General features: G+C 50.9%; 17 protein-coding genes and 1 pseudogene. 9 read left to right on the forward strand and 9 right to left on the reverse strand.

Going from position 1 to position 19,280, the window contains the following annotated elements; translation table 11 throughout:
• Positions 1 to 1,107, reverse strand: a 1,107-nt coding sequence (locus ACLUYS_RS00310) for an LD-carboxypeptidase (protein WP_412658594.1), incomplete at its 3' end; no start/stop codon positions are given.
• A 215-nt stretch (positions 1,108 to 1,322) separates the two neighbouring features.
• Between ACLUYS_RS00310 and ACLUYS_RS00315 the strand changes: the two genes are divergently transcribed.
• Positions 1,323 to 1,808 (forward strand): peptidylprolyl isomerase, encoded by a 486-nt coding sequence (locus tag ACLUYS_RS00315; RefSeq protein ID WP_230267142.1) that lies wholly within the window; start codon positions 1,323 to 1,325, stop codon positions 1,806 to 1,808.
• Between the two features lie 156 nt (positions 1,809 to 1,964).
• Here the strand turns inward: ACLUYS_RS00315 and ACLUYS_RS00320 are convergent, their stop codons facing one another.
• Positions 1,965 to 2,465: a transposase gene (locus ACLUYS_RS00320; protein ID WP_412658596.1), complete on the reverse strand. Its 501-nt coding sequence runs from the start codon at positions 2,463 to 2,465 to the stop codon at positions 1,965 to 1,967.
• A gap of 329 nt (positions 2,466 to 2,794) precedes the next feature.
• Entirely contained in the window at positions 2,795 to 5,194 is a 2,400-nt protein-coding gene (locus tag ACLUYS_RS00325) for an HAD-IC family P-type ATPase (RefSeq protein ID WP_412658597.1), read from the reverse strand.
• 342 nt (positions 5,195 to 5,536) lie between these two features.
• Here ACLUYS_RS00325 and ACLUYS_RS00330 point away from each other — a divergent pair, with 342 nt between their 5' ends.
• From ACLUYS_RS00330 to ACLUYS_RS00345, 4 genes and pseudogenes are all read left to right on the forward strand, one after another.
• Complete coding sequence (locus ACLUYS_RS00330) at positions 5,537 to 5,917, forward strand: GntR family transcriptional regulator (protein ID WP_230267139.1); 381 nt, start codon at positions 5,537 to 5,539, stop codon at positions 5,915 to 5,917.
• On the forward strand, positions 5,914 to 6,765 hold the full coding sequence (locus tag ACLUYS_RS00335; RefSeq protein WP_412658598.1) for an ATP-binding cassette domain-containing protein: 852 nt from the start codon (positions 5,914 to 5,916) through the stop codon (positions 6,763 to 6,765). The genes ACLUYS_RS00330 and ACLUYS_RS00335 overlap by 4 nt, the downstream gene beginning before the upstream one ends.
• Positions 6,766 to 6,769: 4 nt before the next feature.
• Positions 6,770 to 6,991, forward strand: a pseudogene (locus ACLUYS_RS00340) (ABC-2 transporter permease); the annotation flags it as partial.
• A gap of 22 nt (positions 6,992 to 7,013) precedes the next feature.
• On the forward strand, positions 7,014 to 7,391 hold the full coding sequence (locus ACLUYS_RS00345) for an ABC-2 transporter permease (protein ID WP_412658605.1): 378 nt from the start codon (positions 7,014 to 7,016) through the stop codon (positions 7,389 to 7,391).
• Between the two features lie 220 nt (positions 7,392 to 7,611).
• Here the strand turns inward: ACLUYS_RS00345 and ispD are convergent, their stop codons facing one another.
• The gene (gene ispD, locus ACLUYS_RS00350; protein ID WP_230267136.1) at positions 7,612 to 8,295 is read right to left on the reverse strand and encodes a 2-C-methyl-D-erythritol 4-phosphate cytidylyltransferase; all 684 of its coding nucleotides are present in this window, start codon (positions 8,293 to 8,295) and stop codon (positions 7,612 to 7,614) included.
• A gap of 600 nt (positions 8,296 to 8,895) precedes the next feature.
• On the opposite strand from ispD, the gene ACLUYS_RS00355 reads away from it, so the two are divergent.
• Both ACLUYS_RS00355 and ACLUYS_RS00360 read left to right on the forward strand, forming a co-directional pair.
• Positions 8,896 to 10,146 (forward strand): trypsin-like serine protease, encoded by a 1,251-nt coding sequence (locus ACLUYS_RS00355; RefSeq protein WP_230267135.1) that lies wholly within the window; start codon positions 8,896 to 8,898, stop codon positions 10,144 to 10,146.
• Positions 10,147 to 10,158: 12 nt separating this feature from the next.
• Entirely contained in the window at positions 10,159 to 11,007 is an 849-nt protein-coding gene (locus tag ACLUYS_RS00360; RefSeq protein WP_412658599.1) for a hypothetical protein, read from the forward strand.
• Between the two features lie 288 nt (positions 11,008 to 11,295).
• On the opposite strand, the gene ACLUYS_RS00365 is transcribed toward ACLUYS_RS00360, so the two are convergent.
• Positions 11,296 to 11,856 carry an ECF transporter S component gene (locus ACLUYS_RS00365; RefSeq protein WP_230267133.1) on the reverse strand — a complete coding sequence of 187 codons (561 nt, stop codon included), beginning with the start codon at positions 11,854 to 11,856 and terminating at the stop codon, positions 11,296 to 11,298.
• 282 nt (positions 11,857 to 12,138) lie between these two features.
• Between ACLUYS_RS00365 and ACLUYS_RS00370 the strand changes: the two genes are divergently transcribed.
• Positions 12,139 to 13,218: a PLP-dependent aminotransferase family protein gene (locus ACLUYS_RS00370; protein ID WP_230267132.1), complete on the forward strand. Its 1,080-nt coding sequence runs from the start codon at positions 12,139 to 12,141 to the stop codon at positions 13,216 to 13,218.
• Positions 13,219 to 13,279: 61 nt separating this feature from the next.
• Here ACLUYS_RS00370 and ACLUYS_RS00375 read toward each other — a convergent pair whose 3' ends face one another.
• Both ACLUYS_RS00375 and uraA read right to left on the reverse strand, forming a co-directional pair.
• The gene (locus ACLUYS_RS00375) at positions 13,280 to 14,593 is read right to left on the reverse strand and encodes a hypothetical protein (protein ID WP_412658600.1); all 1,314 of its coding nucleotides are present in this window, start codon (positions 14,591 to 14,593) and stop codon (positions 13,280 to 13,282) included.
• 126 nt (positions 14,594 to 14,719) lie between these two features.
• Complete coding sequence (gene uraA, locus ACLUYS_RS00380; RefSeq protein ID WP_230267130.1) at positions 14,720 to 16,051, reverse strand: uracil permease; 1,332 nt, start codon at positions 16,049 to 16,051, stop codon at positions 14,720 to 14,722.
• Between the two features lie 491 nt (positions 16,052 to 16,542).
• On the opposite strand from uraA, the gene ACLUYS_RS00385 reads away from it, so the two are divergent.
• Positions 16,543 to 17,406: a hypothetical protein gene (locus ACLUYS_RS00385; RefSeq protein WP_230267129.1), complete on the forward strand. Its 864-nt coding sequence runs from the start codon at positions 16,543 to 16,545 to the stop codon at positions 17,404 to 17,406.
• Between the two features lie 248 nt (positions 17,407 to 17,654).
• Here the strand turns inward: ACLUYS_RS00385 and ACLUYS_RS00390 are convergent, their stop codons facing one another.
• Positions 17,655 to 17,966, reverse strand: a complete 312-nt coding sequence (locus tag ACLUYS_RS00390) for a hypothetical protein (RefSeq protein WP_230267128.1) — start codon at positions 17,964 to 17,966, stop codon at positions 17,655 to 17,657.
• Entirely contained in the window at positions 17,963 to 19,225 is a 1,263-nt protein-coding gene (gene dinB / locus ACLUYS_RS00395; RefSeq protein ID WP_230267127.1) for a DNA polymerase IV, read from the reverse strand. Before dinB ends, ACLUYS_RS00390 begins: the two co-directional genes overlap by 4 nt.
• Positions 19,226 to 19,280: the final 55 nt, after the last annotated feature.

Below are 19,280 nucleotides of genomic sequence, written 5' to 3' on the forward strand. Positions count from 1 at the left end.
TTCTTCCGAACTTTCTTCTTCCGAACTTTCTTCTTCCGAACTTTCTTCTTCCGAACTTTCTTCTTCCGAATCCATACGTTCTTTGGGAAGTTCTTCAACGGTCTCGATCTCTTCGATCGAAGAAACGGTTTCAATCGGCTGGGCGCTCTCACTTGTCTGCGGCTGTTTTTCTGCCGGCGTGTCTTCGCCTGCCGGCTCAGCTTGCTCCATCATGCCTTCAGATGCGGTTTCTGCCTCCGTCGTCTCGTCTTCAGAGCGTTCTTCGAGAGAAGCCTCTTCTGCTCTGGCCGGCTCTTCTTTCCAGCCGGCGCTGATCCAGATGCCTTGCCCGTTGGGCAGATGGCCTAAACTCGGCGCTCCAAAAAAGGAAAGCGGCTGATCGCAGTACGCCTGAAGAATTTCACCCATTGCCTTCCAGGCGTCTTCCGTATTTTCAAACTGTTTTTCCAGACGGTTAAAGCGGCCGAAAATGACGCCGCGCAAATCGGTGAACAGTCCGGTCTGCGCCATCTGCGCACACATCGATTCGAAGCTGTACAAATCCGCGGAAGACGATTCGAGAAGCAGATAGGAATCTTCCAGAGCGGGCATTCTTCCGGTTCCCGCCAGCTTGAGCAGGCAGCGCATGTTGCCTCCATAAATGCGCGCGTGGCGCGGGAAATAATCCTGACTGAGCTCCATCAGATCAAAGCTGGCCCGGCCGCTTTCAATAATGTCCACCGCCTGCTTCATGTTTTCCTGCTGCCACAGCCCAAAGAGCAGCGCTTTTTTATGCGCGCACGTCGACAGGGCGTTGACGATGCAGGTACCGTCCGAAAATGCGGCATAGTAGGCATCCGATTTACGATAGGCGTCGTAATCCAGCCAGGGCAGTACGGTATTGGCGAGATTGCCGCCGGAAAGGTCAAAAATCCAGGAATAGCGCATGGAGCGCAGCGCCTGATTAAACTCTTCCGCTTTTTCCTGCGCCGAAAGAGGCTCCATGGCCGAACGGGCCAGTTCGGCTTCGATGCCAGCGTCCTGCAGCGCCCGCACAAAGCTTTGCGAAAACTGGGGATTATTTATGGGATCGCTCAGGGCGCAAAGCAGTACTCGATTTTCAGTCATAAGGGCCTCCTTGCCGCAGCGCGCGGCTTTTATCCTAATATTGTAAACGATCCGTCAAAGCCTGCCAAAACGCATCTCAGTCTCATCCATTTGACCGGTACTCCGCGCAGGACAGGACTTTCTTTTTCTTTTAAAAGGAAAAGCGGCTCGTTCTTCTCCTGAACGATTTTCCGTATAAAATAAAACCGACACAGCCGAAGGCTTGGGAGGTACTTATGGCAAAACACTTTACCATCACCATGAAAAATGGCGACATCATCAAGGGCGAGCTCTATCCGGACAAAGCGCCGAAAACCGTCGAAAACTTCGAAAAGCTCGCCAACGAAGGCTTTTATGACGGCCTGATTTTCCACCGCGTCATTCCGGGCTTCATGATTCAGGGCGGCGACCCGAAAGGCAACGGAACCGGCGGCCCCGGCTATTCCATTCACGGCGAATTCAAAGCCAACGGTTTCCCGCAAAACGACATCAAGCACACCCGCGGCGTTCTCTCCATGGCCCGTGCCGCCAGTCCAGACTCGGCCGGCAGCCAGTTCTTCATCATGCACGCCGATGCTCCGCATCTCGATGGACAGTATGCGGCGTTCGGTAAAGTAACCGAAGGCATGGAAGGCGTAAACAAAGTCGCCATGACCCGCACCGATTTCCTCGACAAACCCGTCGAAGATCAGGTCATTCAGTCCATCCGCGTCACTGACTAGCTGACACATAGGAACGACAATACATATAAATAGAGGCGGTAGCGAATATTTTAATTCACGTAGCCTTTCCCTATTGGATACAGTCCAGTCTTTGCCAGTTCTTTTGGATAAAAAGGCGGTATCTACTTTATCTAAAGTCGATACCGCCTTTCAGTTTTATGCCGATTTGTAGCTGCACTTTTTGTTTTTGCTTTCTCGTATAACTTTCTTCATTTGTCTGGTGGTGGGGAAAGTTTTGTTCAGGTCTAATGAGATTAATTCAGCCAGGCTTCGAGTGAGTTCTGTTGGCTCATACGCATAACTGTATCCTTGGCCAGACAGGTCGTAATAGTTGAATGATCGTAATGAAGATATGATTTCGCAACAGGTAAATTTATTATCCAGCTTCTTCTCTAGAATTCGAAAAACCATTAATGCCATGTAACAGATCAGGAAGCGGACTTTAACTCTCTCGTCTTTTTGAAGATACACAGGGCGTGCATCGAAATACGTCTTCATAATTCGAAAGCAGTCTTCAATTTTCCAGCGCTGCGAACATACCTTGAGAATTTCGGATTCTTCCCACTCCAGGGCAGTAGCAACGCAATAATATCCGTCGTATTTCTCTTCTTTTTCGATTTTTTCAGTATCGATTTCGATAATTACGCCATTGGCCACTGTTCGTAGTGAAATAGAGATGTACATAAATGGTGAAATACAAGTTAACAGTTTTGGTGCTGTTAATTACCATTATGGACGTCTCTATTTTTACATTTCTGGTGATCCAGTTAATTTCTGGGATAAATATTTCCAGATCCATTACTCAGTGAAACTGAATCAGGCGGATTGTTTTTCTCCCGATTTCAAATCATTTGTTGTGATAGAAAAAAAAGAAACCAGCCTTCCTTAACGTCAACCTTATACAAATTCTGTCTTATAGAGGGAAGAAGAGAGGCTTTTGTTACAATGGCAATTCATAATTGGCCTGTTTTCAGTGCGTTTTCTGTTTAGCAATCCCTGTCTTCTTCACACGCGTATTCCCGGGCCAGAATCTGCTTTTCTTCCTTCAGAAAGGAAGGCAGAAACCGGGCGTACAGATGGTGCCAGTCGGCTTTCTGCAAAAGCGAAAGCACAAACAGCTCGCCAAGGGCGATGGCGCCGGCCGCAATCAGCTGCATCGGATTCAGTGCGGCCAGCGAAAACAGAGACGGCACGAAAACCATGACCCCAGCATAGCCGGCTGCACACAGCGTAATCACCAGCAGACGCACGAGCGAAAGCGGACGGCAGATCCAGTAAAGAACGCCGATCGCGTTGACCGAAGCGAGAATGGTGCAGATCGTCTGGTACGCCGCCTGATCCATAGGAATCCATTGCGTGACATATAAAATGTAGGCCGTCGCAATCGACAGGCAGACGCTCAGCGCGCCGGGCGTGGCGCGCGAAAGCACGCTGACCAGGAAGTTGCCCTGTATGCGTTTCGTATCGTTTTCAAAAGTAAGAATGAACGCCGGAATGCCTGTGCCTAAAGAGGAAACGAGCGTCAGCTGAATCGGGATGAACGGATAGGAACGCATCCACAGCACCGTCAGCACGCACAGAATAAAGGAGAAAATCGTCTTGACCAGAAACAGCGACGCCGTGCGCTGAATGTTATTGACGACGCGACGGCCTTCGAGCACGATGCGCGGCAAAACCGAAAACTGGTTGTTGAGCAGCACAAAGGAAGAAACCGCCAGCGCGGCCTGCGCGCCGCTGCCCATGGCGATGGAACAGTCCGCCTGCTTGAGCGCCATGACGTCATTGACGCCATCGCCCGTCATGCCGACGGTATGCCCCTGCTTCTGCAAGGCTTCGACCATCAATTTTTTCTGCACCGGACTGACGCGGCCGAAAATCGAATAAGCAGAGACCACGTCTTCAATCTGATCGTCTGAGACGTTTTGCATGTCGATCGTCTTTCCCTTTACGCCAGCCCGGCCGGCAATCGCCTGCACGGTCTGCGCCATGTCGCCGGAAATGACTTTAATCGACACATCCTGCGTACGGAAGTAATCGAGAATCTGCGGGGCATCCGGGCGAAGTTCGTCTTCGATTAAAATCAGACCGCAAAGGGTATAGTCCCCTTTTTTTAGAGCAGACAGTTCGGGTCCTTTGGCAAAGGCGAGAACGCGCAGCCCTCTGGCGGCATAGTCTTCGATCTGATCGAGCACGGCCGGATCGGGATGAGCAAACAGAAAGGTGTAGGCGCCAATCAGGTACGTCTGATCGCCAAAGACAGCGCCGGAACATTTGGCTGTGGACGAAAACGGAAACGTCCGGGCCGCTTTCTGGCGGGAATGCCAGTCCTGCAAAGCCGTCCGCAGCGCCTTGGCCGTCACATTGTCATCGCCAAGCGATCCAAACAGATCCGCCAGATTCTGTTTCAGCTGTTCCTGCGTTTCCTCTCCCTGAGGAAGAAACGCCTGCACGTGCATGTTGCCGCTGGTAATCGTTCCGGTTTTATCGAGGCAGAGCGTATCGACGCGCGCCAGACTTTCGACCGAATACAGATCGTGAATGAGCACGGCCTGTCTGGCCATCTTGACCGAAGCCGCCGCCAGAGCGGTCGACGTTAAAATCATCAGCCCTTCCGGGATCATGCCGATGACCGACGCGCACGTATTCAGAATGGCCGAATTGAGCGGCAGCCGGGTGTAGAAAAACAGTTTGAGAAAGAGAAGAACGCCGGCAGGAACGAGCATGAGCGTGCAGAACTTGATCAGCATATCCAGCATTTCCTGCAGCTGGGACACTCTTTCCTTATCCTTGCGCGCATCGTGCAAAATCGAGGCCATGTACTGATCGTCGCCGACCGCGATAGCCTGCACAAGCACGCTGCCGCTGACCAGGAAGCAGCCGCCGTACAAATCCTGACCGGCGCTTCGATCGAGCGCGTCGGATTCGCCGGTGAGCAGCGATTCGTTCACCTGGCAGAACCCTTCGCGAATGCGGCAGTCGCACGGAATCTGCGCGCCGCTCGAAAGACGGAGGATATCGTTCTGCACGATCTGATCCACCGGAAGCGGCTCCCATTTCCCATCGCGCAAAACGGAATACGTCTGTTGATGAATGAGCGCGAGCTTATTGAGCGTGCGGCGCGAGCGGATTTTCTGAATCAGACCGATCAGCGTATTGGAAATCACCACAACCATGAACAGCAGGTTGCGATAGCTGCCCGTCAGAATAATCAGGCCCGCGAGAATGTAGTTGACGATATTAAAAAAGGTAAAAAACTGAGAAAGCATCAGTTCGCCCGTACTTTCCTGATGGCGGTTTTCCATCGTGTTCGGTTTGGCCTTAGATGCCTGCGCGGCAGACAGACCTTGAGTAAGGGAAGTTGGCGAATCGTATTTGAGTGGCGTCATACCCGTATTGTAGAAAAGGAATCGAAACCGATCAAAAACGACGTCTGAACATTTCCTTAATGTCTGGGGTACTTCTCTTACCGCCCTGCAAGATTCCGGAATATGTAGCAAAGAAGATGTCTGATTCTGCTTTTGCCTCCAGCAGAAAGGACAAGCCCCTTTCTCCCAAAACGCAGAAAGGAGCTGAGGGCCGAGAGCGCCGACTCGAACGTCTCGAAAATGTGTTTGTACTCGAAAATGTGTTTGTGCTGTTATATTGTGTTTACTTCAACTGTTTAACTGTTCTATACTGTTTACGCAAGGAATCCAGACCGGACAGGGATTCCGGAAAGGACACGGCTTATGCTTTTGCAAATACTTCCCTCTTCCATGACGCCGATCTACGAACAGATCGCCGATCAGATCCGTCTGCAGATCAAGGAGCAGAAATTAGCACCGCTCGAACTGCTTCCTTCCATTCGGGCCATCGCCCGCGAATACCACATCTCCGCGCTGACCGTGAAAAAGGCGTACGACCTTCTCGAAACGGAAGGCTTTGTCAAAACGGTTCAGGGCAAAGGCACGTTCGTCGAGAAAATCTCGGGAAACGTGATCCAGGAAGAAATGCAGAAGCAGGTAGAAGACGCCTTTGAAGCCGCCATTCAAAAAGCTTTGCGAATGAATTTTTCCAAAGAACAGATTCTCGAAATCGTTCATCTGCTTCTGGAAGGAGACCTCTCATGATTCAGATTCAAAATGCGCTCTGCCGTTTTCCGTCGTTCACGCTGCAGATCGACGATTTCTATTTAAAAGAAGGATCCATGACCGCTCTGGTCGGCCTGAACGGGTCCGGCAAAACGACTCTCTTCCGCCTGCTTCTCGGTCTGAAAAAGCCCGAACAGGGAACAATCTCCCTGCTCGATCCAAACACCGGAACGCTTCCGGTTTCCGTAAAGCAGCAGATCGGCGTCGTGCTTGCGGACAGCGGCTTTCCCGAAACGCTCTGTCTGAGCGACATTGCCCGCATTCTGGCCGCGTACTATCCCACGTTTGATTGGCCGTACTGGAAGGCACTGATCTCGAAAATGCGTCTGCCCGAACACAAGCCGCTTTCCGCGTTTTCCAACGGCATGCGCGCCATGAGCAAAGTCATCGCCGCCCTCAGCCACCATCCCCGCTTTCTGCTTCTCGATGAGCCGACTGCAGGCCTCGATATCGCAGCCCGACAGGAAATTTTTGGCCTGCTGCAGGAGTACATGATGGAAGACGGCCGCTCCATTCTGGTCAGCTCGCATATTGCTTCCGATCTCGAAACGCTCTGCGACGATCTGTGGATGATTCACGACGGCCGCCTGTGCCTGCACGAAAACGTCGACGAGCTTCAGGAAGAATGGGGCATACTCACTCTGGATCAAGCGCAGTATGAGGCCCTCGACAAGAGCGCAGTCTTCGCCCATGCCCCCTTTGGAAATACCGTTCGCGTGCTTGTGAGCGATCGACAGTTTTATCAGGACAACTATCCGCAGTATCCCGCGGCCAAAGGTAGCATTGACGATTTGCTGCTGATCGCGGCCGATGGAAGAAAGGAATAATTTTATGAAAGGCTTATGGACATCCGACTGGATCTGGTTCAAATCGCAGAAGCGGTTTCTGCTCATGATGGCGTTTCTGATCGTATGCTTTCTGTTTTCGGGCCAGTCCTCTTTTCTGATTCTTTACTTCCCGCTGTTTCTGACCATCCTCTCCACGCGCCGCGTACTGGAAGGCGTCTCCGGCAAATCCGCCCGCTTTCTCTTTACGCTTCCCTTTTCCCGCAAGGACTATCTGATTCGAGAAGTATCTGTTTGTGCTGGCCTGCTGGGCCATGACCATGGCGGTGTGCTTTGGCATTGCCTGTCTTCAGCGGGATCTGTCGATGAACGAACTGCTTCTTCTCGTCTGGCTTGCCTCCGTCATCTGCCTTCTGCTTGCCGCGATTCTGATTCCTTTTTATATCCGGTTTAAACAGGCCGCTTCTCAGGCGCTGATGATCGCCGTCGCTCTTCTTGCGCTGGCTTCCATCTGGCTCATGGATTATCTGACGGAACATCCCCAGGCTGTTCAGAAAATCCTGTCACACGCCCTGGTTCTGGGCGTAATCGCCACCCTTCTCTGTATTGGCCTTCTGTGTCTGTCCTTCTGGCTTTCCGGACGGCTTCTTTCCAGAGAAGAATTTTAGGATCGCCCAGTTCTCTTTTTTAGCTGTTCAAAAACAAAAGAACCGTTTTTCCTTTGACCGCCTTAGCCTCAAATCCAGGCTCTGGCCGTCTGAAAAACGGTTCTTTTTGTGTTTCTGTTATAAATGCGTACCGGCTGAACGAAGCGATAGCGCGCCAGACCGTGAAGCTTGGGCTGATCTAGCCCGTTTCTGCATTTCGGTATTTCTGCAGATCTGCGCTTCAGCCGGCTTCATCCATTCGAAATTTCTCACGCTCTTCGAGCCGTTCGAGATCCTGGCGGGAAGTCACTTTAAAGTTTTCCGGATCGCCTTCCACGCCATATGAGGGAATCTGCAAAGCCAGTTCCATCGCCTGCGCATCGTCGGTGACCTGCCAGTGCTTTTCGCGCACGATTTCCAGCGCCGTTTGAATCTGTTCGGTCGCAAAGGCCTGCGGGGTCTGCACCGCGCGCAGCGTGGAGCGGACGGGCGTTGCGATGACCATGCCGTTTTCATCCACCTGCTTGATCGTATCCGTCACAGCCACCCCCGGAATGACGCCCTGGGCATAGCGAAGCGCGGTTTTAATCCGTTCAAGCAGGGCTCGCGTGCAAAACGGTCTGGCGCCGTCATGGATCATCACATACGGTTCACGAACCTTCTTCAGACCGGCCAGAACGGAATCCTGCCGCTCTTTTCCGCCGATCGCGAATTCACACCCTGTCGATTTAAAGCGTGTCTCAAATTCTTCTTTCTCGCTCTGGGCGCATACGACAACAATCTGCCGGCAATCGGGATCCGACTGAAAAAGACGCAGACTGCGCATAAGAATGGGCTCGTTCTGATACGAATAGAGAACTTTGTTATAGGAAAGGCCGCTGCGGCTGCCCTTGCCGGCGGCTAAAACGATGGCTGAATAGTTCATACAGTCTCAGTATACGCAGAGAGTATGGAGCAGATGCAAAAGGAAAACTATCAATACTGGTAGTTATAGCCTGTAAAAGAAATAGGCTGGCACACTTTCGTGTCCACCTTACGGGGTGTAGTTTTCTTTTAAAAATTTCAAAATGAATGTATAAAAATATTAAACTGTCTAAAAATTAAATTCTAATCTTGATAGGCGGATACATCAGCCATAAACTATAACCAAGAAAGGATTCTATTAGCAAAGAAACTGGCAGCTTATTCTAATCAAAGGCTATACCTCTCCTCGAATGTATTAGCATCCATTCATTTTGTGTATATGCAGTAAAACCCCCAGAAATCGACAATCAGCAACTAAAGTGTCGATTCCTATTACTGGATCAAATGGACAAATCCCTTTTGTTACAAAAAAGAACAGGAGGGATAACAAGGTAGAAAATAAAATCATTAAATAAGCTCAGTCTTTCTTTCTATATAGTCACCCTGTCGTGATATTAGCCAATGAATTGAACGATTTCATGCTGGCATAGAGAGAACTATTTTCGAGACACAGGTAACCCTAGTGAACTAGTCTCCTTTGTTAGGTACTGAAAATTATTATATGAGAAAGAAATTTGCTTCTTCCCTGATGTGTGCTGCATTAATACTGGCTATGCCCATCAACGCTTATGCCGCTCAAGAAGAAGCTTCAAATGATTCAAAAGCCTGGGATATCCATAATACTGAGCATGGTTCTGGTCCCGTATCCGAAGGTACAACTCTTTCCAAAACACAAGGCACTTTGGAAAACGCAGAGAACATTATTGGCAATGACGATCGTGTTCTCGTAGAAAACACAGAAGTAGCCCCGTTCAAATCCATTGTATTTTTGAACATGGTTTTTGAAGAAGGAGGCGAAGAAAAAAACTATAGGGGCTCTGGCTGCTTAATCGATGAAGATACCGTCCTGACGAGTGCTCATTGTCTTTACGATTTGGAAAGAGGCTGGGCAAAAGAAGTAACTGTCTATCCTGGTCAAACAGAACTAAAAACCCCTTATGGATCCGCTGTTGCATCTAGACTCATTGTCCCAAACAATTGGACATCAAACGAGGAAACATCGGATGATATTGGAATTATCAAACTGGAAAAGCCTATTGGGTATAAGACCGGTACTCTTTCACTAAGTAAAAGCCTCTCGACAAGTACCCAGATTTCCATCTCAGAATATCCTTCTGATGTAAAAACGGTCACTCGTTCCCATAATATGTGGACAATCTCAGGAAGCATTAAATCTCTTACACAGGATTTCATTTACTATGATCTTGATTCAACGGGCGGCCAAAGCGGAAGCCCGATCTATAATCAGTCAAACCAGGTTGTAGGCGTACATGGATATGGATCAGATACAGGAAATTTTGGAGTTCGTATCAATGATGAAAAATATTCAACAATTTCATCTTGGAATATGCGTACTCAGTCTGTATTCCGTCTATATAACCCCAATAGTGGAGAGCATTACTATACAGCCAAAGGAAAAGAAGTATATTCGCTTATGAGTGCTGGCTGGATATATGAAAACTGTGCATGGTTTGGAAATGATGCCGGCTATAACGTATATCAGCTTTATAATCCTAATGCCGGAGATCATCTGTTCACGATGAACGAAAATGAGCGTACCTTCCTGGAAAACTCAGGCTGGCTTTATGAAGGAATTGCTTGGGGAACAGATTTAACTGGTTATCCAGTCTATCGCTTATACAATCCTAATGCGACTACAGGTTCTCATTTATATACTATTTCTGAAGAAGAAAAAGATTATCTTGTCTCCACCGGATGGCAGAATGACGGTATTGTCTTCTATGGAAATTAGAAAGGAATCAACATGAAGAAGAACGTTTTGTTTCAAGGTACTTTAGCCCTGCTTCTTGCTGCTGGAGCAAGCGGTACACCCGTTCTGGCAGCAGGGGAACAAGAAGAGATCGATATCACTCCTCAGTTGGAAAGCATCGATCTGGAATCCATCGAAACTGTAAACTGGAAAGAAAACGGGAAAATCGAGTTTTCCCTTGAGCCGGTTGAAGGCGTAGAAGTAGAAGGTTGCCTGCAAGTCATCCCCGATCACCCCGAAGTTTTTACCATGGATGGGGCCGGCAACTGGCAGGCGGTCGCTCCAGGGTCGACCAACGTGTATGTCGATGTGAAATATACGGAAGAAGATATGAAAAAACTGGAAGCGGCTTTTCCAGGCAAGAAACTGGTCGTTCGGGATATTGCGCTTGATGTAAAGCAGTACGTCTATGTTACGGCCCCGACCGATACCGTTTTCCGTCTGTATAATCCAAACAGCGGCGAACATTTCTTTACCAGCGACGAAAAGGAAAAAGACTATCTTGGAAAAATCGGCTGGAAAGAAGAAACCTCACACTGGCTTGCCCCGGAAGAAAGTCCGTACGCGATCTACAGACTGTATAATCCAAATGCCGGAGATCATCACTACACAACGGATGTTCAGGAAAAAGAACGGCTGGTCAAACTGGGCTGGAACAATGAAGGCATCGCTTTCTATTCCGCTGCCGGATCGTCTACACCGCTTTATCGCGTCTACAACCCGAATGCAAAAAGCGGTGCACATCATTTTACGACCAGCCACGATGAATACGAGGCTCTGAACCGTTTCGGCTGGAAGCAGGAAGACATCGCCTGGTACAGCATGGAAGAAATTCCCCTTTAAGAAAAAAACTCCTCAAATCCGATGGCTTCGTCCCCTTTTCTTTCTAAGGGACAAAACAGATCCATCGATCCTTTAGAAAGCAGAAAGCCGCGGCTTTATAATGCATTACAGAAAAGAGTTCCTGAAAAGCGAGCTCTTTTTTTGCGCTGCCTTCTCGTTCTGGGTGAAAAAAAGAGCCTCAAGGAGGCCCGGGAATAACAGTATTTCAAAACGGACAATTTTCCGTTTTATATTCCGTTTTATATAGCGAATACACATCGCCAATGTACACGCTGTCCCCTCTTTCGATCAGATCCGGGAAGCGTGTGAGCGGGAGGCCATATGCATGAAGATTTTGCGCAGGCCCATGCCGTACGTCAGCAGCAGACCGCAGCTTGCGCCGAGAACGCCCTGCGCAATTTCATACGGCATTTTCAGCATGGCCGTTTCAAAGTTGGAATACACGTAGATTTTGCCCAGCGTATAGCCGCCGACCAGAATGATGCAGCCCAGAATCACGCCGACTAAAGCGCCGTAAAACGGTTTGTTCTTAAACAGGTTGTGGGCGCACCAGCTGATCACGAACGCCTGCAGGCCGTGAACGACCAGTGAAACAAACATCGGAGCGGGATAGAAGATGGCATCGCCTAAAAAGGAACCGATGCCTCCCACCAGCATGGCCCCAAGGGGGTCAAGCAGGATGGCCGCGGTCGTAATCGCAATGTCGCAAAGGTACAGCTTGCCGCCCGGAACGGGAACACCAAAGCTTGAGAGCATAATGGTCAGCGCCATGAACATGGCACAGGTAGTCAGCCAGAGAACGGAAAACGGACGGGCCGTACTGGATTTTGCGGGGGTGGAAAGATGCATGGAAAAGACCTTCTTTCTTATGGGGACTGTCTGCATTTTGCACAGTCCTTTGGGATGGATCATAGATCTGCGTTAAAGCGATCGAACGGATCCCTTTGTCTGTTTTGCGGCACGGTTGTGCTGCAAAACAGACAAAGGGATCTTTTTTACATGCCGTACAGGATCCATGCGTCGACGATTGCTTCTGTATGCATATTCTCATGGATTGGCCGGTCATGCGTTTAGTATACTCAGATCTGAACTGATCAAAAGGTTCAGAAAAAGAATAAAGGAGCAGACCAGATGATTAGCTACCCCCTCAAAAAACCGCTCGCTCAGAGCCTGTACTTCCATCTTCGCCAGGATATTGAGTCCGGCCATTTCCCCGAACACACCCGTCTTCCGTCCAAACGGACGATGGCAATGGATCTGGACGTCTCCCTTTCTACCGTCGAACAGGCACTCGATCTGCTCGAACAGGAAGGCTACGTGGAAACCCGGGAGCGCAAAGGCGTCTTCGTTTCGGAAGGGAACCGTCGAAACCGCCCGGAAAACTTTCAGATGCATCTGCTGGCGCCGGATGAAAAAAAGAGCGATCCGGATTTTCCTTCCTCGCTCTGGTTTAAAACGATGCGCCTGGTCATGAGCCGCGATCAGGACTATCTGATGCAGACATCTCCCGCCTGGGGCAGTGCCAGACTGCGCAACGTCATCGCGCTCTATCTGCACAACAGCCGCCATCTGCAGGTGCATCCCGATCAGATCGTCATCGCCTCGGGCGCGCAGGATCTGTACGTTCTGCTGGCCCGTATGTTCGCAGGCGAATTTCACGTGGCCTTTGAAGCGCCCGGCTATCCCGCCATGCGAAATATTTACGCCTCCATGTCCGCAACGCTCCATCCTCTGCCGCTGGATGAAAACGGCATTCAGCCCGACGCCCTGCAAAACTCCTCTGCCCAGTTTTTGCAGGTATCGCCCTTTTCGAGCTATCCCGACGGCATCGTCGCCAGTGCATCGAGGCGCAAGCGCTACCTCAGCTGGATTGCCGAAAAGAGCGGCTATCTGATTGAAGATGACTTCAACTCTGAATTTTTCCAGAACGGACCGGCGCTGCAGACGCTGTATGCGCAGGATGCGCAGGAAAAAGTCATCTACATCAACACCTTTTCCAAATCGCTGTCGTCCTCTTTGCGTCTGGCCTATATGGTTCTTCCCGCCCATTTGCAGGAACGCTATCGAAAAGCGGCGCAGGGGCTGGCCTGCACGGTAACAATGCTCGATCAGTACACGCTGGCGGAATTCATTGAAAGCGGCAGCTTTGAGCGGCTGATCGCCCGCCGAAGACGAAAGCAGAAAGAGAAAGGTCCAAAAGCCGGAAAATAAGCGTCCACGCCCTCAAGGATGCCCCCATCGCCGAATTGCCGATTAAAAAACAGCCCTGTCTTTACAGGGCTGCCGGATAAAGCGTGTCGGGATCGGAAGCGGAATGCCAGGACTGGCAGATGACGTTGCTGTCGGGGTCCTGAATGGCTTCTTCAAAGTATTCAAAATATTCGCCCGGGGTGTTGATGCCGCGCGGAATGACGATGGACGAGTCGATCTGATGCAGCAGATCGGAGGCAAACAGCGAACAGTTGCGGCCTAAAACCCAGTAGGTTTTCCAGATGCCGGTGCGAAACTTGTAAAACTTCGCGCCGGTTCTCCATTCCAGGCGGCTGGCATAATCGGATTCGTACGTCTTGAAGCGCTCTTTTGTCACCGGCCCCTGAAAGAGCGGACTGTACCAGCGATAGGCCGGCTTGAAGACGTCCTTTAAAAGCGAAACGAGATGCTCCTCCTGTTCTGAGGTTAAGTGCAGACCGTATTCAAACAGAATCGAATTTTCATAGACGCAGCTGTTGTTGACGTAAATATCCGCCGGTGCGGTAAACAGAATGCCCGGACCAAACGTACGAAACAGCTTTTCGTCTTCCTGATCGTAGTTGCCATACGAAAACATGACCCCTTTGTAGGAAAAGGTCATATGACCAAACTGCTTGTCGCCTTTCAGACCGGAATGGATAAAGACGCGCAGGTTGACGGGGTCGTCGTTTTTATTGGCTACCGAAGTGAACGCCTTTTTACTCAGATTCTTTTTTCGCGCATAGCGCAGAACAAGGCTTGGACCGACGGCGACCAGATAAACCGGCAGCGAACTCCAGCGGCGAAAGGACCAGGCACGCGAACCTTTGTGATGATGAAAGACGTACAGTTCTACAAACATCTGAATCGCCTGCCAGACCAGATAGACGCCGCTCAGACGCTGCACTAAAGACGGATCGCGCGTATACAGCAGCAGCGCGAACAGGCAGATCAGAAAGTCACCGAGACCGAACAGAATAAAGCTCCATCCGGTTTTCGACTTTTCGCGCAGATCCAAGACGCCTTCAAGCGCGACGATCACGCTGATCGCGAATATGTAAATCGCAAAGACGAGACAGACGATCCGCACGCCTTCTGCCCTCCAGCTCCAGAACACCCCGGCCAGAATGCCGGCGGCCAGCGCCTTGAGCAGATCCATCGTGCGATGGTAGCGAATCGCCTGATACAGAAGCAGAACGGCAGATGCACTCGTCAGAATGGCGGCGCTGATCATGATGGAATCCGCGCTGATCTGCGGAAAGAACAGACAGAACAGACCAACGCCAAGAAAAATCAGCGAAATGGTCACTTCAAATTTTTCTTCAATCGTCAGATTGGTAATCTCTCGAGTATTCATGGCTTTATTTTTCCATCCGTAGTGATTTCTTTTCATCCATTTGCCCAGAAGAAAACCCCGCAAATCCATGCGGGGCGTTCTTTTTACGGCTTTGGGCCGTTTTCTATTCAATTGAAATGAGGCGGACTATTTTGCAGCTTCGGCTTTGTGCGCGTCTTCTTCTGCGATGACTTCGTCAAGAACCTTCATTTCATCCTGCGGCTCGCGGGAGCTTTCGTTGAGCAGGTGGCACTTGTCGAAGATGAAGAACAGAAGCGACAGCAGAATGCCGGTCATTGCAGCCAGAACCATGCCGGACAGGCTGACATCGCCAAGCGTGATTGTTACGCCGGACAGGCCGACTACGAAGACAACAGCGGTCAGAATCATGTTTACGGTGTTGGAGTAATCCACTTTCTCATCGATGAGAATACGCAGACCGGAAACGCCGATCATACCGTAAAGCAGGAAGGAAATGCCGCCGATCACTGCGGAAGGAATGGACTGAATCAGTGCGCAGAGCGGACCGATAAAGGCGCAGAGAATGGAGAGAACCGCGGCACCGCCAATAACGTAGACGGAGTAGACGCCGGTCAGCGCCATAACGCCGATGTTTTCGCCGTAGGTCGTTGTTGGAACCGACCCAACGAGACCGGAAATCATGGTCGAGAAGTTATCCGCGAAAATCGTACGATCGAGACCCGGATCCTTGATCAGGTCGCGGCCGACAATCTGGCTGGTGACGATCTGATGACCAACGTGCTCGGAAGTGATAACGAGCAGTACGGGCAGCATCGTCAGAATCGCGCCCCATTCAAATTTCGGGAACTGAAAATTCGGCATCTGGAACAGGCTGGCCTGCATAACCGGAGAGAAATCCACATCGCCCAGGCATACTGCTGTGAGATAGCCGCAGACAACCGCAATCAGAATCGGGATAATCGAGAAAAATTTACGGAAGCAGACGTTGCCGATGATGGCCACGCCGAGGGTTACCAGGAAAATAATAATGTTATGGGCGCTGACGGCATCGCCGACCAGACCCGCGGTGCTGGCTGCACTGCCGGCCAGTTCAAGACCGATCAGAGCAACAACTGGACCCATCGCCGCCGGGGGAAGTACAATATCAATCCATTTCGTTCCAAACTTCTTGATAATGAACGCAATGATGCATCCGAGAAAGCCGACCGCAACAAATCCGCCAAGGGCGTAGGAATAGCCCCACTTGGCGATGATGATCTGTGCCGGTCCTAAAAACGCGAACGAACTGCCAAGGTAAGCCGGCGCTTTTCCCTTGGTGATCGCAATGTACATCAGGGTACCCACGCCATTCATGAACAGAACGATGGCCGGGTTGATGTTGAAGATAAACGGAACCAGTACAGTCGCTCCAAACATCGCAAACAGATGCTGGAGGGAAAGCGGGAAAAGCAGTCTGCCTGGAACCTTCTCTTCAACCTGGATAATTTTCTTAGCCATGGTTACAAAGCTCCTCCTCTTTTATCAGAATCATATCCCAATAAAAACCGCCTGCGCCGTATGAGTCGCTCAAAGATTCACAGAGATCTGCAAATTCTCGGACGGGTTCATCATTTCGGCTTTCCACCCTTCGCAAACGAAGGGCTGAACAGGCGGGTTCTTATCGTTTCTTCGATACTTTATACCATTTTGGCCGGTAATCCAAAAATATTATCGCTTTTCAAAGCAATAATTATCGTCCCTTTTTTGTATCCGAATCGGGCAAGCGCTTAACCTCGAAATCGATTTATTTTTCCCGGGCCGCCCCGTTCGAACCGGCCAGACGGCTTTCCGGAAAGCGCGAGCTGCTTTCGGTTTTCTCCGGAAATTTGCGGCAAAAATATGGAGCAGAACTTTGCCTGTCGATTATAGTTTTTTCAGAGATCTGCCCGCATACGATTCCATTCAAATATCGATAGTCTGCGTCAGACGATTCATGGAAAGGAGGACTCATGCGCAAAGAAGACATCGCAAGGCGGCTTTCCAGCACCGAAGGTCCGCTTCGCCATCCCGCACGCTTCTATCGCTTTGCGGCCTCCTCCCATCTGGATCAGAAGGAACTCGACACGCTGCGTGAAACGATCTGCCGGCGCTGCGCGCTTTCCGAAGCCGCGTTCATGAAAAAGCTCGAAGCCAGCGACGCCCGCTGGAGTGCGAAAAGCGTCCGTCAGGCCGCACGGCTGGCGGCGCATCCGTTAACCGAATCGTTCGCACGCCGGCACGCTTCGGATTTTCGAAGCCGGGGACTGAGCCCCCGACAGTGCAAAGCGCTTCTCATCCGTCAGTATCAGATGGCCTTTCACGCGCTGAGCATTCTCAAAGGCGAAAACTGTCTGAAAGCCGTCTGGATCGACCGGCTGGAAAAACTCCTGAACGACCCAGATGGACTGGCTCCCTCGCTTTCCATGATTGAGCGCCCGATCGTTCTGGGCGCCAGAGGAAAACTGCAGCCCACGCAGGATCCGTTTGTTTTTCACGTTCTTCTCAACAGTCACCTGCTTGCGGACGCACTTTTAATTTATGAAGAAGGCGTCCCTTCGCCCAGAATGCAGATCGTGCGCGATGTCTTTCGCGCCGCCCGCACCTGGGACGAACAGGAAATGGCCGCGTTCCTGCGACCGTCCGGCTTTGAAACGGAACCGCAGGATATCGCCGTTCCAGAAGAAGCGCCGTTCGACGAACTCGAACCGGTAATCGATCCATCAAGAACGTTTATTCTTTCCGAAGAGCTCACGCCTTCGGCTTCGCGCGAAATTCTGGTTTCCCCTTCTGTCCACCCCGAAGCAGACAGCGATGGAAAAGACAGTCCAGACTGATCCCGCAGTCCGAAATCCATCCCCCAAGAAAAATGCAAAAAGACGGCAGTTCTTGCCTGATCCAGGTGATCCAGGCGGTCTGCCGTCTTTTTCCATCTCGTCTCGTTGTCGCCGTTCTTTTCCGAAATTCTCGTTTTTTCGTTCTTTGTTCTTTCCAGTCTTCTCTTCGAAAGCGTTCTGGTTCTTCTTTCGCTCTTCGAAAGTCTTTCCAGATCGATCCCAGCGCGCTATGCCGTCGGGCTGCATCGCTATCGGCCGGAACCGGTACGACCGGAACCGGACGCTTTGTCTGCCGTGAGCGGCGCCTCCTGATGGCCCGGCACAAAAATTTCCGATTCGAGAAACCATCGGTTTCTTTCCCAGTACAGCTTGCGCATCTGTCCCTGCATTTTGCAGAGATAGCAGATGCCGCATCCGCCGGCTTTGGAATACATTTCCCTGACCGACAGCACTTTGTCGACTTTATAGCGATGACCGTCCCAGCAGACAAACAGCGGCCGCAATGCGCCGTCCTGAAGAATCAGCGTCACCACATCGACGTAGTATTTGTAGTACTTCATACTTCAATCGGCCCGTCCAGCGGGGCAATGGGATGCACATTATGAAGGAGACCGAGCGGATCAAAGTCCGTCAGCTTCGCATCGACCTGACTCGAAGCCATGCGGCAGGCATCGTAGCCGTAGCGAACCCGAATGTCGTAAAGAACCTGTTCCATTTTGCGCTGACGGTCGATCTGTTCCAGATCCATGAACAGGTCGCCCTGATCAAACCCGGCATCCTGACACAGACCGCTTACCGAAATGCCGACCGACCGCAGACAGATTTCTTCCAGTTTCAAAGACGCCGTCAGCTGCATGGCCGCCTCGAGAATGTCGCTGGCCAGATCCGTCAGGCGTACGAGCTTTTTCTGACAGCCTTTCGTTTTCAGTTCCGTGGAACGAAGAGAAATGCTGATGCGATTGCATTTCATGTGATCGTTGCGCAGTCTGGCCGCGATGGATTCGCTCAGAACCCGGAACACTTCCTGCAGCTGCGCTATGGATGTAATGTCATGAACCACCGTCTTGGAATTGCCGACCGACTTGACCGGCCGCTTGTAGCCGTTCAGATGCACTTCGCTCTGATCGAACCCGTTGGCATAGTTCCAGAGCAGACCGCCCATTACGCCAAATCGGCGAGTGAGCCGCTCGGGAGACGCCTTGGCCAGATCGCCGATGGTAAAGATGCGCATCTCGTTCAGCTTTTTGCGTGTGCGCGATCCGACCATGAGCAGATCTTCCGCCGGAAGCGGCCATATGAATTCCTTAAAATCGTCTTCCGTAACGACCACAAACCCCTTGTGCTTGAGCAGGTCGCTGGCCAGTTTGGCGAAAATCTTGTTGAAGGAAACGCCCATGCTGACGGTAATGCCGTACGTCTCAAAGACCTCATCCTGAATCCGTCGTGCCAGATCGATGCCGTCTCCAAAAAGACGCTGCGAATGCGTCAGATCGATCCAGGCCTCGTCCAGACCGAAGGACTCCACCCGGTCCGTATATCTACGGTAAATATCTTTAATCTTCTCCGTATAGTAAATATATGCGTCATAGTCTGGATGAATAATCAGCAGATCCGGACACTTCCGTCTGGCTTCCCGCAGAGATTCCCCCGTCCTGATGCCTTTGGCCTTGGCCAGATCGTTTTTGGCCAGGATGATCCCGTTTCGTTTTTCCTCGCTGCCTCCCACAGCCATCGGTACGTTGCGCAGTTGAGGGCGAAGCATTTCTTCAATCTGGGCATAGCAGTGATTTATATCGCTGTGAACAATGACTCGTTTCATAGGCTCAGTATAGAAATAAACAGGCATCTTTTCAACTTGCTTACGCACTTTTTGC

Origin of the sequence: Allobaculum sp. (assembly GCF_047010065.1) — a bacterium.
GTDB classification, from domain to species: Bacteria; Bacillota_I; Bacilli_A; order Erysipelotrichales; family Erysipelotrichaceae; genus Allobaculum; species Allobaculum fili.